Source organism: Parachlamydia acanthamoebae (assembly GCF_000875975.1).
In the GTDB taxonomy this organism is placed as follows: domain Bacteria; phylum Chlamydiota; class Chlamydiia; order Chlamydiales; family Parachlamydiaceae; genus Parachlamydia; species Parachlamydia acanthamoebae.
Genome location: NZ_BAWW01000008.1, coordinates 230,443 through 245,499, shown reverse-complemented (window position 1 = coordinate 245,499; position 15,057 = coordinate 230,443). Strand labels below are relative to the sequence as shown.

Sequence of the window (15,057 nt, the reverse complement as noted above, 5' to 3'; positions counted from 1 at the left end):
TCTTTTCTCATGAAATTAAACAAAAGGAAAAGGCATGAAAGTTTTTTTAAAAAACTCATCAACCGCACTCGTGTGCACACTGCTAACTTTTTCAGGTGCTCTCCAGGCAACGACAGTACAGCCAGAAGAGATTGAGCCTCCAAAAGAGCATATCGTTGTTGGATCCCGTCCATTTTCTTTGGTAGATCACATTACCCTGCAAGAAGAGCGTGCAGCCGAAGAGGGAGAAGTAAATGAAATAACTTCCGAACAAGAAGAAGTGGCTTCAGAAACAAAAATTGATGAAGAAGGAAATGAGCTTCAAGCCAAGTTTTTCCCATTTACAACCTCAAATTTAACAACAACGCATCCAGGCATATATCAAAATCCATTAGCTGTTTCTCCGCTAGGAGATACAGTTGAATTGAGCGATGGGTCTATTTGGAGTGTTCAAGCAAGCGATCGCTATAAAACATTTAATTGGTTGACAAGTGATCAAATCATTATCCGACCAAACCACAATTGGCTTTCTATTTATCAGTATAACTTGGTTAACCTGAATACGAAGAAAACTGTGGCAGCTAACTTGTCTTTAGGGCCTATCTACAATGGTGTTAATACACATTGGATTGTGGCAATCGACTATGTTAATTATCAGGTTTGCCTAGAGGATGGAACAGTCTGGAAAATGAAAAAATCTGATCGTATTGCATTCAACAAATGGATTGTAAATGACACGGTGATTATCGGTGTTAACGATGGGTATTTTTCAAGTAAAAGCAGTCCAAATATTTTGATTAACGTGAATGTACTCAACAATGCGCGTGGCGCAGTAATGTACTAAAGAAACTGTGGATCATGCCCCAGGTAAAGATTAGAAATTGATCATAATAAATAATAATAAGGAAATCATATGCCTAACGCGATATTTACTGACCGTCCATTTCATTATTCATGTATGGAAGGTGATAAGGAAGTTAAACGAGAAATTTCTACAAAAGCTAAAGTCGCAATCATCGCGATAGCGATACTGGCTTCTCCTTTTGTTCTTTTCTTTGGGGCCGTTCCGTTATTTTTTCTTGCATGTGCTTGGTACAAATCCCGTCAACCTGGTTTTGTTCGACCTCCTCGTGCAGAGCCTATCCGTGTCGATTTTAATAGACAAAATGAAAGAAGCAGGGGGGGGAATTTTGCGCGAGGAGTAAGAAGTGTATTTGGGAGTGTCTTCTCAGCTGTGTTAACGACTGATCGCTCAAGTGCGTATGCTAGAAGAAGTCGTGAACCTTATCGTAGCACATATGGACACATTCCGGCAGGAAGTAGAACAGCGGCGAGGGATTCAGCCGGAAGATCAGCACGTCAAACCGGCTTTCAAGGGGGATTCGCTAGAGAATACGAAGTGCGCGAAGAGGAAAGGTCTACTTATCCAGGGGAAAGGGCGCGAGTGGGTGTAGATGTTAGTCGTGGTGACCAGCGTGGACTCAATGCGCGTGCGCGAGCAAGACCAGAGGGTGGAAATGTTGGAGGTCGGGGGGGAGTTGGCCAAAGAGGTCCTCGTTCCTAACAAGATTTTTAAATGTAGAAAATAAATTAAAAATGGAGATTGATGATGAAAGTTAAAAAATATGGGTTCCTATTTGTGCAATTGCTGTGTGTATGTGCAATGGCATGTGGTACGGAAGATGAGCTTATTGAAACGCGGGAACAAGATGAGCGTGTGCATCTCGCGGTTGGGGAGAGAATAGAGTCCTATTTAGAAAGAGTACTTGTAAAAGAATCTCGTCAAGAAGTGTCTGAAGAAAAAGAAGAGGCTGAAGAGGCGCGCGTTAAAGACGTCTTGCTAACTTCTAAAAGCTTACGTCAAGAAATCAATTTTGGAAATTCTGAAGATCCTCGTTTATTAGCTTCTTCTAAATTACCTAAATTTACGGGTTATTACACAACACACCAAGGTGTCTATCAGCGTCCTTACCTTGTTGCCTATGATGGAGGAAGTGTAGAGCTTTATGATGGTTCAATCTGGACTGTTTGCTCTTATGATCGTTATAAAACATTGAACTGGCTAACATCTGACAGCATTATTGTGACGCCAAATAGCAACTTTTTTTCTATCTATGACTATTGTTTAGTGAATTTAAATACCAATGTAACGGTGCAAGTCAATTTATTCGCAGGTCCTCTTTACAATGGCATTTATACCTACTACATTACAGGGATCGATTATGTGAATGATTTGGTTTATCTCAATGATGGTTCCTCTTGGGGGATTTCCGTGTTTGATTCCTCTACTTCTGCAAAGTGGTTTCTGAATGACACTGTAATCTTGGGTGTTAACAATGACCCTCTTTCTATCCGTCCAAATATTTTAATCAACGTGAACATGCTAAATTATGTTCGCGCAACTTGCTTAAACTAATTTAGGAGATTGTAATGACAAGTCCAATATATGGTTATGGTCGTCCTGCGCCAGTTCAAGGTCACCCAGCATTGCCTGGTTCTCGTAGTGCGCGTCCTCAGCCTTTACCCTCGCCTGTAGCGCAGCAACAAGCATTGCGGGAACGAGAGGTTGTTTTAAGTGGCAGGGTTGTTCCTGGATCAGGGCAAGGACGTAATGTTCCAAGGCCGGTTGCATTGCCACAGGCTCGAGGTGTAGTTAGTATACAAGCGTCCTGCGGTGGGGCCCCTGTACGAGCTCCGGTTGGGGAAAGGCATTAATTCGCTTTTTATTTAACAGGCTCTCTTTTGGAGAGCTTGTTTTTCTAAATACTTAAAAATTTCGCTTGGCGTGGTCGCGGCGATAATGTCTTTCAATTCCATTTGCCACTTCTTCTGGATTATCTGTGATATTGATGAGGTCCAGATCGCTCTTGGAAATGCATTTATGGTCGGTAACCGTACTTCGCATCCAATCCATTAGCCCTTCCCAATACTCTTTGCCCATTAAATAAATCGGAAATGGATGGATCTTCTGTGTTTGGATGAGGGTTAATGCTTCAAATAGCTCATCCAATGTTCCAAATCCGCCTGGTAAAAAAACATAGCCTTGAGCGTATCGGATAAACATCACTTTACGGACAAAGAAGTAGCGAAATTGCAACTTATATTTTGTATCAATGAAATGATTGAGTTCGTCTTCCATTGGTAAATTGATGCCTAGTCCACATGACTTTCCTTGTACGGATTGTGCGCCTTTATTTGCAGCTTCCATGATGCCAGGTCCTCCGCCTGTGATGATAGCGAAATCCCGTTCTGCGATGTGTCGAGCAACTTCTACGGCTAAGCTGTAATAGGGGGTGTCTGGCTGAAGCCTGGCCGAACCAAAAATAGAGACGGATGGACCTAGTTGAGTCATCGTTTCGAAGCCATCAACAAATTCGGATATGATCCTAAAAACTTTCCAGGAATCTGTTGCTAGTAATTTTGCATCAAGGTCATCCATGTTTATCTTCCTTCATTAAGGTCTCAAATGTGTGTCGCAATCCTGTCGCGCCGCGGCGTTGCAGTGGCGTGCCGAATAGCTTTTCCGGATTGTGCTCAATCTTTTCAATATCTTCAAGTGATAGATAAGCACCCATGCCTTGATTCGGGGAAAACTCGGGCACGGTGGAGGGTTTAGGTCTTACATTGTGAGGGCAAACATCTTGGCAGATATCACATCCAAAAACATAGCCTGGATTTTTCTTTTGAATTTCTTCTGGAATTTCTTTTTTTGATTCGATGAGGTGGTAGGATAAACATTTTGTGGCATTTAAAACATAGGGGGCTTCAAAGGCTTGTGTTGGGCAAGCATCGAGGCATCGACGGCATGTTCCGCAGCGAGGGAGGCGTAGGTTTAGCGATTTTTCCTGTATGTTTAAAGAAGTAAAAAGTCCGGAAAGAAGTAAAAAAGTTCCGAAGCGCCGATGAATAAGGAGCGTATTTTTTCCAAACCAGCCGAGTCCAGCTTGTACGGCTAGGGCTTTTTCCATAACAGGGGTGGAATCGCTAAAACCTTTTGCAATGTTGCTTTGACCAGAGCGTTGTTCAAGCCAAAGAATGAATTTTTTTAATCTTTTCCGATGGAGGTGATGGTAATCCCTTCCTCTTGCATAAGAGGCAACCACACCAGCATCATTCCGAAATTGCACTCTTTCTTGTTTGTAGTGCGTGACAAAAATAATGGCGGTTTTTGCACCGGGAAAAAGTTGTTGGGGATCACAGCGTATGTGATTTTCCATATACTGGAGATCCCCTTGATAATTGTTTGCGAGCCAGGTTTTATAGGCTTCGATATCATCTTCTAGAATGTGTGCTTCTGTGATTCCAACATCATCCCAGCCTAAGCGTAAAGCTTCTGCCCGAACTTCTTCAAAAGTAATTTCAGGAATCATTGGAATTTTTTTTGGATCCAAAAGCGCGCGACATGATAGATTCGATCCATTTTTGACTGCGATCAGTTTTAGAGCCCTGATTTCCATTGGCGACCTCATGCAGGTTTTCAATGGCAATAAAAGCTGAAGGATCTTCTCGATAGATGAGTTCTTTCAATTCAGCTAACTGAAGACGTTCAACAATGACGTATAAAATTTCTCTCGCATCACCTGAATAACCTCCACGTCCATACATGATGGTTAAACCTAAGCCGAGTTCATGAATAATGGCTTGTGCAATGGCATTGGAGTGCTTGGAGATAATGAGCATGGATTTCGTTTCGTCTAATCCCACAATCACCGAATCCATTACCTTGCTTGCAACCATAAAGGTAATCAAGGAGAGGAGTGGGGGATGCCAATCCTGAAATGCGATTCCTGCACCACCAAAGATAAAAATATTGCAAACGAGGACAACTTGTCCGACTGTGAAGCCAGTTTTCTTATTGATGATCAATCCTAGGATCTCTGTCCCATCCAAGCAGCCCCCATAACGAATGATTAAGCCCAAGCCAATGCCTAAGATGGCTCCCCCGATGACCACAACTTCCACAGAATCTCCATGAAATTCCACATGTAGGACAGATTCAATAAAGACGACGCACCCCATAAACAAAATCACAGCATACAGCATGTGAATTAAAAACACCTTTCCTATGTGCTTATAGGCTAGGTAAAGAAATGGAAGGTTGAAGATAAAAAGAAAAAGTGGAAATAAGCTTTGCTTAAACATATAACCAAAAATCATGGCAACGCCAACAATACCGCCGTCGATCAAATTACTGGGAATCAAAAAAACTGAAATCGAGAAGGCGGCCAAAAAAGCTCCAATAGCCATAAAGACGTAGTCTAAAATATAACTAGATAAAGGCTTAGAGGATGTAACAGTTGAATCTTTCATGATGAATATCCGGGAAAAACTGTGAATGAAGCATATAGTGTACTGAATAGGGTGAGGTTTTGTACAGCAAAAAAACGTGTCGATGCGATTTATATTCAGAATGAATTTATACTCATAAGATATTGATAAATAGGCTTTTGCGAAAAAATATGCAGGTGAGAATAAAATCCGCTTGCACGGAAATAGTAAAAACAGTAAAGTTAATGCTTATTTCGCAAGGGCGTATAGCTCAGTTGGTAGAGCTCCTGTCTTACACACAGGCGGTCATAGGTTCGAGTCCTGTTGCGCCCAGTCCTTTACAATACTCTGCGGGAGTAGTTCAATTGGTTAGAGCACCGGCTTGTCACGCCGGAAGTTGCGGGTTCGAGTCCCGTCTCTCGCGTTTATCTACCACCTACATAGGTGGTGTCTTAGGCAGGTATCTGCTTCTTATTCACAATTATCATTCAATTATATTCAATCAGTGTAGTTTCTTATTTTGAAATTGCCTAATTGTTATGCTTTAAAAAAAGAGATTCAGAGCAAAAGCGCTTTGAATCTCTTTTTTAGCTTTAAAGAGAAAGTTGTTCGAAATGGTCTCGATGAGCTGTGAGGTGGTGGTGGTCGGTTAATTCTCCAACGTGTACAGGCACGGCTGTTAAATATCCTTGTTGAAGGAGTGGAATATCCGAGTCTGCTTCCTCTTCAAATTTAGCCAATTTAGCACCGAGCCAGTAATAGGAATTGCCTTGATTCGGATGCTCCCGCTTATCAGGATTTTCGACCCAATATTCTTTTCCTTGACGCGTTAGCTTAATCCCTTTGATTTCATTTAAATGCTTTGGGGGGAAGTTAACATTTAAAAATGTTCCATTTGGAAGAGGGTGTTGCAGAATATGACGAACAATTAAGGGAATGTATTTTTCTGCCGCAGCATAAGCGGGGTCATGAAAGTCATAGCAAGAGAATGCAATGCCTGGAATATTATGCATAATCCCCTCAATAACACCTCCAACAGTACCGCTATAAAGAACATTTCTGCCTGCATTTGTGCCACGATTGATCCCAGATAAAATTAAATCGGGGGGGCTCTCTAAAACAACATTTAAGCCCAGTTTTACGCAATCCGCCGGGGTTCCTGAAACACTCCAAACATCCACATTGGCTGGCCATGTGACTTTTTCGATATGTAAAGGATTGCGAATCGTAATGGAAAGACTAACAGCGGATTGTTCAGTTGCAGGTGCAACCACAGTGACATCAGCAAATGAAGAAATCGCTTGCCATAAATGCTTAATTCCTGGAGCGTGAATTCCATCATCATTAGTGATTAAAATAGAGGGCCGTTTAACTTGAGTCATAGATAAACCGTTTTTGTGAAGAAATAATATGATAATACGAAGCATCTTGTCAAGGAGGAGATGATGACTCTCTATGAAAATGGCCCCCCCGACGAACGCGTTGTGCTTGCACAAGAACGAACGGGACTCGCTAAAGAGCGGAATCGACTTGCAAATCAGCGTACATTTTTGTCATGGATCCGTACAGGTTTAGCTGGAGTAGGTGGTGGAGTTGCCGTCGTTCGCTTGCTCACATTTGCGAATCCTGTGCATGAATTTGCCGCAAGAATTGTGGGAATGATTCTTATTTTTTGGGGAATTCTGATTTTTATTTTGTCATTTATCAACTACAAACGAAGTTCAATCCGACTTAAGGTTGATTATCGAGAAGGGATTTCGCCGCAAGTTTTTGCTGTGCTATCAATAACTCTTGTTGTGCTATCTTTGGTTTTACTGTTTATTGTGTAAAAAATGCTCAATCGATAAATTGCGCGCAAAAGTGCGATAAGCAATTTGTGTAACAGGACGAAAGCCCATTAAAGCATTGCATAGATAAGCAGAGGCATTTGAGGGGATCTCTTCAAGTATATAGGCTCCATGCTGAATTTTCCAACCTTGTTTGCTCGCTATTTTTTCAAATGTTTGTACACCAATTCCATAAAGCAAGGGCAAGGTGGGAGAGGGGGTATAAAAAGTTTGCTCATCCATCCAAAAGATATTCGCAACAGTCGTTTCAAGAATTTCCTTATGAGAAGTTAAAATAAGCATGTCATCAAAACCTTGTTGGATCGCCATTTGCTTAACAGCAAGTTGATCGAGGTAAGCTAATGTTTTGTGACGAGCAAAAGGGCGCATAATGGGTTCTGGAAAAAGACCCAAAAAAAGAGGTTTAAAAGGAATCTCTATGTAAGGTGTTAAAGTCATTAAAACTTGACCTTGCCGCTGAGGAAGGACTAAAGAGGCCGAATCGCCTCCTGTAATAATGATTTTTAACTTCCAAATACCCGTTTCGGCATGATTGCGTGCGATAAGTTCTTGAATGATTTTTTCATTAATAGGAGAAAAACAAATATTCAAAACTTCTGCACTTTTTTTTAAACGTTCGAGGTGTAAATCGAGGTGTGCAAGGATTCCCTCTGAAAGCCGTATAGAGGTAAAAAAACCGTCTCCATACAAAAAGGCGCGCTCCTTTGCCGTAAACAAAGGAGCTTCACTTGGATAGAAATGTTCATTAAAATAAATCACATCAGTCATGCGCGGATTTACTCTCAGGCTTTTCTTGATATCTCAATTGGAAAGGAGAGAAAGTCTTTTCCGGAAATAAAGTTCTTAATTCAACGGAACTCTTTTGGAAAGACTTTAATACATCTAATATTTTGGCAGAATTTTTTTTCCCTTCCTTGTGAACGATAAGGGCGGTTTCTATCTTTCCTTGGATATTTTGCAAATCGGAAGAAATGATCAAATTCGTGTTAAGCGTAATATAACGAAGCCCTAGATGAACTTGAACACAGTCTTTGTCTTCAGGATTGGTTTTAGGATAGATTGCATATTGTAAAGGAATCTGAATGCTGTATTGATCTTTTTCTACAGTCAAGTGAAAGCTGCGTTTTACATCGGCAGTGCTTCGCATTAATAGATCACACGAACCATTGTTTAAATCTGGCAAATAGGTTCTATAAATAGAAGTTGCGTACCCCAGGCAGTTGACTGTACAAAGTTGCAAAGCTTTATAAGGGGGAACTAGAAGACGTAAAAGAGTGTTTTCACTTTTTCTAATCGCCACATTAATGCTTTGAGCATATGTGTCCATTTTGCGCTCAAATTGGCTTTTTTCCTCATTTTTAGACGCTTTCCAATTTAAAACTTGTTGGACAATTTTCCAATCGACCAGACCTTTATTAATTGTATCAAGAAAGCTGAAAATTTCGTGAACTGATAAGGGGTCTTCTCTATCGAAATAAGGGATCTCAGCAAAGGCTTTTTGCATATTTTTCAAAAGCTTAGGTTGCAAAGACTCAAATTTTTCCATAAGATTCCTTGGGATTTGGAATTTGAGTGTTTCACAAATCAGGTCCCAGTTGACTGTTGGAGATAAAAGAGCTTCATGGATGACTCTTAAGGCTTTGGGTTCTCCGTATACAAAAAATAGAAAGAGAGAGACTTGGTCAGTAACAGCTATTTCGCTTAAGCCTTGTGCTGCATCAATCGCTGTGATAAGTGTTGTAAATAATTCTTCTTTTGATTCTATAAGCGTGTCTGCTTTGATCAAGTGACTTCCATTTAAAAAAACATCCGCAATGATTCGGTTGGTTTCTTTAGGGCTAAGCGAGCGCATGATTTCTGTAGCAGGAATTTTATATGTCGTCTCAGATTTCGTTTGAGTCCAATAAAATGTGTTTGAGATATTCCAATCGAGCATGAATTGAATAAATTTTAAATCTGATTCATCTAAAGCATAGAGGGGATTATGGCTGCTTTTTGTTTTTATAAAATAGCTATTTAATTCAATTAACTTGGCGATTAATGGTTGAAAGTTTCGAAGTTCTTCAACTTTATTGTAGATGTTATTTTCAGGAGAAGAAGAAAGTAAGTGTTCTAATTGTTGTTTAAATACATTAAGGGAATCTTCTTTGTCGACTGTGTTTTTTTTGAAATATTTTTTTAATTCATTTTCGATAGCTTTTAATTTTACCATAAAGCGTGTGAGCTGTCCGAAAAAGCAATCTGTTTGAAAAATTTCAAAAGATAAATTATCGAAATCTTTTTTTAAAAAAAATTTCATTTTTTGTTCGATATATTTGATTGCTTTTGATTCTTTTTCTTTTTCCGAATCTCTTGGTGAAAGAGGTGAAGAAAAAGGATTCTTAACTAACTGACGAGAACCGACTTGTGCGACATCGGATGATTTTCGAATATTTTCAGAGGACTTTCGACTTGTTTTAGCTGTCTCTATAAAAGGTGCTTGGCGTATTTCATGCATTGCTGCGACAGAACGGCTTCGAGTTCGCTTTTGATTATGGAGAGGAGAAGTCAGAGAAGTTTCAGCTCGAGATAGATGAAGTGCCTCTGCTGAAACGGTCTCCACTTTTTCCACTTTTGAAGCAAGATTAAGTTGTGGCACATTCGGTTTAGTGGAAGAAATACTCAGGGGATTTGCCGATGAAAGCGCACCAATGCGCACTTGCTTTAGACGTGGGGAAGTCATTGAATTTTCGGCTTTGAGCATTTCCGCTGAAACAGCATTTGTTTTATCTACTGCAGAATGGGAGAGATTGAGTTTGGGCACTTGGTTTTTGGATTCGGAAGCGTTTTGAGATCTAGAAGAATTCGCTGAAGAAAGCGATCCAACGTGGGATGAGGATAGAGGAGCTTCATAAAAATTAATAAGGTTGGAAATGCCGGATCCTGATCCAGATCCTATTTTACTAGTCATAATAATTCTCAAAAATAGTTAAAAAATGCAATCAACGTACACAAATGTTTTCGTTCCTAAATAGTTTTAAACAAACCAGATTTGATGTATATAAGCAATCATATTTTTAATCATTGATGAAGTTAATTTATTTTGAAAAGATTAGTTTTTTAAAGAGAGCTTTACAAAAATGAATGCCCTTCATAGTCTATGAAAAGATGATAAAACCGAAATGTGATGAATGAGGTTAAGTGTATGTTTTTTAAATACTTAAGTCTTTCAGATAAGGTTTTTTTAGGGACTGCTCTAGCTCTATTTATTCTTTTAATACCCTCGCAAGTCGTGATGGCTTATGATGATACGCCAGCTTGCTTCAAAGAAATAGAGGTCAATTTTTTTTCCTATGATGTGTTGAGTGAAGCCTTGAATATGAACGGGGTGGCTCAAAGTCAATGGATGCTCGTTTACCAGTCTCTCAGAGATAGAAGAGAGCGGATTGTGGCGCAAGTCAAAAATATTGCCAATCAAATGCGTCCGAACCCATTACTAAATCCTTTTGATCCAGATCGGGCAGTACGCATTCTCATGCAAGTTTTATTTGCGGAATATAGCGATGTGATGCTTGCTTTAAATGTCGCAAATCCGATAAGTCCAGTTGTAATTCGATCTAGTTTTGAATATATCAAGGGGCGTCATGCGACACGATTAAAAGCTTGCTTAGATAGTCGGAGGCTAACGCCAAACAAAAATCCAATTCCATATTGAGTTTAGTCTTATCCAAAATTAAGGAGAGAAGAATGAAGCTGTTAAATTGTGCGCTTTCATTATATTTGGGAGTCGTGGCTTTTGCCATGCCCTTTGAAGCTAAGGCTGCAGAACAAACAACAGAAGATTGTTCAAAAGAGCTTTTGCTTTCATATTTCCCCGAATCTTTTGTTAGCGTGACTTTAAAAAAATTTAAAGTGCCTGAGAAAGAATGGGCTGCAATTATCTCTGAGCTTAAACAACAAGACAAAGAAGTGATTAAGCTTGTTGAAAGCAAAGCGGCTAGCATGAACCCAAACCCCCTCAAGGATCCAAGTGATCGTCAAGCCGCTGTCAAACTTTTCAGAGAGACACTTTTAGGGGTTTTTTCAACTGTTTTGAAAAAACATGGGATTCAAGATACAAAGCAAATTCAGGTAATGCTTGATGATATTCAGCAACAAAAAGCCCAAAAATTTGCAGCATGCATGAAAAAATCAGATTCAAATGATGATGATGATGACGATGACGACGATGATGACGATGAGGATGTTGATGACGGGAAAAAAGAGGGAGATAAAAAAGTTCCTTCTTCTACAAAGATTGTCCCGGATGTTAATAAAAAGCCTTAATCGTTGCTCTATGATTGCCGCAGCCTTCAAGGTTTGCGGCAACATTTTTTAGCCCTTCTCAAAGCTTCTTTCTCTAAAATACTCCCTTCCTTTTCTGATCGGCTTTCCAAAAAGCCATGCAGGAAGAATAAAAATACAAAATGCATACAAGGCATCGAGAGCTGAGAAAAAAATGAGGTCAGTTAAAATCCAATTTGGATGAATGTGAATGTTTTTCTCAAACGTATAAACCAATAGCAGTAAGATTGTCGAAGTCAATACAGAGAAAAAGAAAGTCATGATAGGTAATGTGCTCAAGCTATCTGCAAAAAAATGGCGTTTAAAACCAAAAAGGATCCACGTTGTGCAGACATAGGCAAAAGCATGGATGCCTAAACGTGAGTGGGAGGAAAGAAGATCGATAATTACTCCACATAAGCAAGCACTCCACAAACAAACCGATAGTTTTTTTTTGTAAAAAAGGATAACGAGAAAAGGGGAAAAAAACAAGATGCGCAAGGAGTGAAAAAGAGCGGGTGTAAGAAACGTGAAAAGTAAACTAATGAGAAAGGCGCTGTTAATCTGCTTGGAATAGAGGTTCATTCCTAATAAGCGCCTTTAGATGTGAAAATAGCAGGGATTGTTTTCGCAATGAGTTTAAGATCCAAGATAATCGATTGGTCTTCAACATATTTTTGATCCAACATAATTCTAGTGTCGTAAGAAACATCGCTTCTACCTGAAACCTGCCAAGGTCCTGTAATTCCAGGGCGTAGGCGCAAAATGTCTGCTGCCTTAACTCCATAGTGCTTTGCAATCTCGTCTTGGACAACCGGGCGTGGTCCAACGACACTCAGATCTCCCTTCAAAACATTCCAAAATTGAGGAAACTCATCGAGAGATGTTTTACGTAAAAAAGAGCCGAGTGGGGTCACGCGAGGGTCATCCTTGAGTTTATGGGATTGATTCCATTCTTCCCGTGTTTTGGGACAGATGACCAACATTTCCTTTAGGCGAACTTCTGCATCCGGATACATGGTGCGAAACTTGTAACATTTAAAAGGTTTTCCTCCTCTTCCAATCCGTTCGTGCGAGAAGAAAACGGGGCCTCTGGAAGAGAGTTTAATGCTAATGGCCACAATAATAAACAAAGGAACACAAACGAAAAGTGCAGATAGGCTGAAAAAAATATCAAATAGCCTTTTAGCAGGGTTGTGCTTAACCTGTACTTCCAGTTCGTTCGGTGCGTAACTTGTATATTCCTGATTCATCAGATATCAATTTGTTAATTGCTTTGAAAGGTTTACTTATCATCAAGCGGTATATCTAAACTTTAATAAACAGGCAACAAAAAAATTATACATGAATGTGTGGGCAAACTTTAGCAACAAGTTGATTTAATAGGTCGGTTTTTAACGGCAATTTTTCAAGCTTTGCTAAGGCTGTTTGAACATGTTTTTGGGCTAGTAATTGAGCTTTTTCAACCCCTAGAAGCGTCGCATAAGTTGTCTTATTGTTTTTTAAATCGGAAGCGACAGAATCTCCATGTTTGGCGTGGCTGGAAGTGATATCCAAAACGTCATCAATAATTTGAAAGGCAAGTCCAATCTCATTTCCGAATTGTTGCAAAAGAGCGCGTTCTACAGGTGCGCAACCCGAAACAATGGCACCAAACTCAACTGCACAAGTGATCAAAGCACCTGTTTTTGTTTGATGAATGTGTTGCAGATTGTCCAATGTGAGCGTTTGGTTAACAGCCGAGATATCCATGATCTGTCCGGCGATCATTCCGTGACCTCCAGCGCTTTTAGCAAGCAAGGCAACAAGTTCTACGATTTGCTGCGCAGTCAAACCAGGGGAAGAGCACAAAACTTCAAATGCGTAGGTAAGAAGAAAATCTCCGGTTAAAATGGCATGTCCTTCTGGAAAAACTTTATGTAAAGAAGGTTTTCCCCTTCTGAAATCATCATTGTCCATTGAGGGTAGATCATCATGTACCAATGAATAAGTATGAATAAGTTCTAGAGCGCAGGCTGGCTGAATGGCTTGCGTGAAGGTTCCCGTCAAGGCCTGAATCACAGCTAAGCTTAATAGGGGGCGAATGCGCTTGCCTCCACCAAGCAAAGAATAGCGTGCTGCATCAAAGAGGGATTGATAGGGCATGTGGCTTTCAGGAAAAAGCTTTTCTAAACAGGCTTCAATATGTTGGAGAGCTACTTGCTGAAATTCCTCTAGGTAAATTTTCTCACTATTTTTATGACAGCAGGGTGACATTGGCTGAAGCATGATCCTCAATGGGTGGAAATTTTGAATCTAAAAAATGTTTTCTTTGTTCAGCTAAAGCTTGTAGCCGACCGATACTGATATAGTCAAATCCTTTTTTCGACATATCTTCTGGGGTGTATTGATTACGTCCATCAAAAAAGGCATTGCCTTTCATGACATTTAAAATCATTTTAAAGTCGAGAAAGCGAAATTGTTTCCATTCGGTGATTAACGCGATTGCATCTGCTCCTTGAGCAGTTTCTTGTTCGCTTGAACAGAAGTGGACAGCGGCATGGGAGCCAAAAATTTTGCGGCCGTTTTCAAGTGCAACTGGATCAAACACTCGGATTTGCGCTCCTTCGGATAGAAGATGTTCAATGAGTTTAATTGAAGGTGCTTCTCGCATGTCATCTGTCTCGGGTTTAAAAGCCAAGCCCCATACAGCGATGGTTTTTCCTTTTACCCCTTGTTCATCTTTTTGGGCAAAGTAATCACAAATTTTTTCACTCAAGACCATTTTTTGACGTTCATTTACAGAAAAAGTCGCTTCTAACAAAGGTGTTGGGTATCTCAATGATTTGGCATGGGAACAAAGTGCGCGAATATCTTTTGGAAAGCAAGACCCTCCGAAGCCAGCTCCGGCATACAGAAAGTAGTAGCCAATTCTTTTATCGGCGCCAATACCTTTGCGTACTTTGTTAATATCTGCGCCTGTAAGTTCACAAAAACCTGCTAGTTCATTCATAAAAGAGATACGGGTTGCTAACATCGCATTGGCGGCATATTTGGTTAGTTCGGCAGAAGGAATATCCATAATAATTAAACGATCATGGCTGAGCATAAAAGGTGAGTAGATTTCGTGCATGATTTCGCTGACGCGTTCACTGTTTGTTCCAATAATGACACGATCAGGTTTCATGAAATCATGAATCGCATCCCCTTCCTTTAGAAATTCTGGATTGGAAACGATATCGAATTCAATTTTTACCTGGCGTTCGTCTAAGACTTCTTGGATTAAGGAGGAAAGCATGCTCGCTGTGCCCACGGGGACTGTAGATTTGCTAACAATAATCCGGTACTCTTGCATATGCTCAGCTAAAGAACGCGCGACGTTTTTGACAAAGGTAAGGTTGGCTTTTCCATCTGCAGATACAGGCGTATCGACACAGATAAAGCAAACCACAGCAGAAGCTACAGCCCGCGCATAATCTGTGGTAAATTGGAGGCGGCCAGCTTTCATATTACGCTTAACCATTTCTTCCAATCCAGGTTCGTAGATTGGAATTAAACCTTGATTAAGGCCATCAATTTTTTGATGATCAATATCTAAACACAAAACATGGTGTCCCATCTCAGCAAGACAAGTGCCTGTGACTAATCCCACATATCCAGTGCCAATAATTAATAAATCCAT

Annotated in this window: 17 protein-coding genes and 2 tRNA genes; 9 read left to right on the top strand and 10 right to left on the bottom strand. The window is 40.2% G+C overall.

The window, feature by feature from the left end; genetic code table 11:
- The first annotated feature begins 34 nt into the window (after positions 1-34).
- The 4 genes from AOM43_RS05150 (at position 35) to AOM43_RS13280 (ending at position 2,694) form a co-directional block, all read left to right on the top strand.
- On the top strand, positions 35-823 hold the full coding sequence (locus AOM43_RS05150; protein WP_006340113.1) for a hypothetical protein: 789 nt from the start codon (positions 35-37) through the stop codon (positions 821-823).
- 69 nt (positions 824-892) lie between these two features.
- Positions 893-1,543: a hypothetical protein gene (locus AOM43_RS05145; RefSeq protein ID WP_059359301.1), complete on the top strand. Its 651-nt coding sequence runs from the start codon at positions 893-895 to the stop codon at positions 1,541-1,543.
- 42 nt (positions 1,544-1,585) lie between these two features.
- Positions 1,586-2,395 (top strand): hypothetical protein, encoded by an 810-nt coding sequence (locus tag AOM43_RS05140; RefSeq protein ID WP_006340115.1) that lies wholly within the window; start codon positions 1,586-1,588, stop codon positions 2,393-2,395.
- A 14-nt stretch (positions 2,396-2,409) separates the two neighbouring features.
- Positions 2,410-2,694, top strand: a complete 285-nt coding sequence (locus AOM43_RS13280) for a hypothetical protein (RefSeq protein ID WP_144016259.1) — start codon at positions 2,410-2,412, stop codon at positions 2,692-2,694.
- A 52-nt stretch (positions 2,695-2,746) separates the two neighbouring features.
- Here AOM43_RS13280 and AOM43_RS05130 read toward each other — a convergent pair whose 3' ends face one another.
- The 3 genes from AOM43_RS05130 to AOM43_RS05120 are packed head-to-tail and all read right to left on the bottom strand — an operon-like array spanning position 2,747 to position 5,289.
- Positions 2,747-3,418, bottom strand: coding sequence for an LOG family protein (locus AOM43_RS05130; RefSeq protein ID WP_006340116.1), 672 nt, complete (start codon positions 3,416-3,418; stop codon positions 2,747-2,749).
- Positions 3,411-4,436, bottom strand: a complete 1,026-nt coding sequence (gene queG, locus AOM43_RS05125; RefSeq protein ID WP_226987406.1) for a tRNA epoxyqueuosine(34) reductase QueG — start codon at positions 4,434-4,436, stop codon at positions 3,411-3,413. Before queG ends, AOM43_RS05130 begins: the two co-directional genes overlap by 8 nt.
- Positions 4,339-5,289, bottom strand: a complete 951-nt coding sequence (locus AOM43_RS05120) for a YitT family protein (protein ID WP_013925271.1) — start codon at positions 5,287-5,289, stop codon at positions 4,339-4,341. The genes queG and AOM43_RS05120 overlap by 98 nt, the downstream gene beginning before the upstream one ends.
- 218 nt (positions 5,290-5,507) lie before the next feature.
- On the opposite strand from AOM43_RS05120, the gene AOM43_RS05115 reads away from it, so the two are divergent.
- Together AOM43_RS05115 and AOM43_RS05110 are read left to right on the top strand one after the other, a co-directional pair.
- Positions 5,508-5,580, top strand: a tRNA-Val gene (locus AOM43_RS05115).
- Between the two features lie 17 nt (positions 5,581-5,597).
- A tRNA-Asp gene (locus AOM43_RS05110) sits at positions 5,598-5,671 on the top strand.
- Positions 5,672-5,840: 169 nt separating this feature from the next.
- On the opposite strand, the gene surE is transcribed toward AOM43_RS05110, so the two are convergent.
- Positions 5,841-6,629, bottom strand: a complete 789-nt coding sequence (gene surE / locus AOM43_RS05105) for a 5'/3'-nucleotidase SurE (protein WP_013925270.1) — start codon at positions 6,627-6,629, stop codon at positions 5,841-5,843.
- A 60-nt stretch (positions 6,630-6,689) separates the two neighbouring features.
- Between surE and AOM43_RS05100 the strand changes: the two genes are divergently transcribed.
- A complete protein-coding gene (locus AOM43_RS05100) occupies positions 6,690-7,076 on the top strand; it encodes a YidH family protein (RefSeq protein WP_006340120.1) in 387 nt (128 codons plus the stop codon).
- Here the strand turns inward: AOM43_RS05100 and AOM43_RS05095 are convergent.
- A complete protein-coding gene (locus AOM43_RS05095) occupies positions 7,059-7,862 on the bottom strand; it encodes an aminotransferase class IV (protein WP_059359299.1) in 804 nt (267 codons plus the stop codon). The genes AOM43_RS05100 and AOM43_RS05095 overlap by 18 nt on opposite strands.
- The gene (locus AOM43_RS05090) at positions 7,855-10,044 is read right to left on the bottom strand and encodes a hypothetical protein (RefSeq protein WP_226987405.1); all 2,190 of its coding nucleotides are present in this window, start codon (positions 10,042-10,044) and stop codon (positions 7,855-7,857) included. Before AOM43_RS05090 ends, AOM43_RS05095 begins: the two co-directional genes overlap by 8 nt.
- A gap of 234 nt (positions 10,045-10,278) precedes the next feature.
- Here AOM43_RS05090 and AOM43_RS05085 point away from each other — a divergent pair, with 234 nt between their 5' ends.
- Entirely contained in the window at positions 10,279-10,788 is a 510-nt protein-coding gene (locus AOM43_RS05085) for a hypothetical protein (protein WP_006340123.1), read from the top strand.
- 32 nt (positions 10,789-10,820) lie between these two features.
- Complete coding sequence (locus tag AOM43_RS05080) at positions 10,821-11,399, top strand: hypothetical protein (RefSeq protein WP_050784540.1); 579 nt, start codon at positions 10,821-10,823, stop codon at positions 11,397-11,399.
- A 48-nt stretch (positions 11,400-11,447) separates the two neighbouring features.
- On the opposite strand, the gene AOM43_RS05075 is transcribed toward AOM43_RS05080, so the two are convergent.
- The 4 genes from AOM43_RS05075 to AOM43_RS05060 all read right to left on the bottom strand — a co-directional run bounded on the left by AOM43_RS05075 (position 11,448) and on the right by AOM43_RS05060 (position 15,057).
- Positions 11,448-11,981 carry a hypothetical protein gene (locus AOM43_RS05075; RefSeq protein WP_013925265.1) on the bottom strand — a complete coding sequence of 178 codons (534 nt, stop codon included), beginning with the start codon at positions 11,979-11,981 and terminating at the stop codon, positions 11,448-11,450.
- Positions 11,982-11,983: 2 nt separating this feature from the next.
- A complete protein-coding gene (locus tag AOM43_RS05070; RefSeq protein ID WP_006340127.1) occupies positions 11,984-12,649 on the bottom strand; it encodes a sugar transferase in 666 nt (221 codons plus the stop codon).
- Between the two features lie 85 nt (positions 12,650-12,734).
- Positions 12,735-13,664: a polyprenyl synthetase family protein gene (locus tag AOM43_RS05065; protein ID WP_226987404.1), complete on the bottom strand. Its 930-nt coding sequence runs from the start codon at positions 13,662-13,664 to the stop codon at positions 12,735-12,737.
- Positions 13,633-15,057 carry a UDP-glucose dehydrogenase family protein gene (locus AOM43_RS05060; RefSeq protein WP_059359295.1) on the bottom strand — a complete coding sequence of 475 codons (1,425 nt, stop codon included), beginning with the start codon at positions 15,055-15,057 and terminating at the stop codon, positions 13,633-13,635. The genes AOM43_RS05065 and AOM43_RS05060 overlap by 32 nt, the downstream gene beginning before the upstream one ends.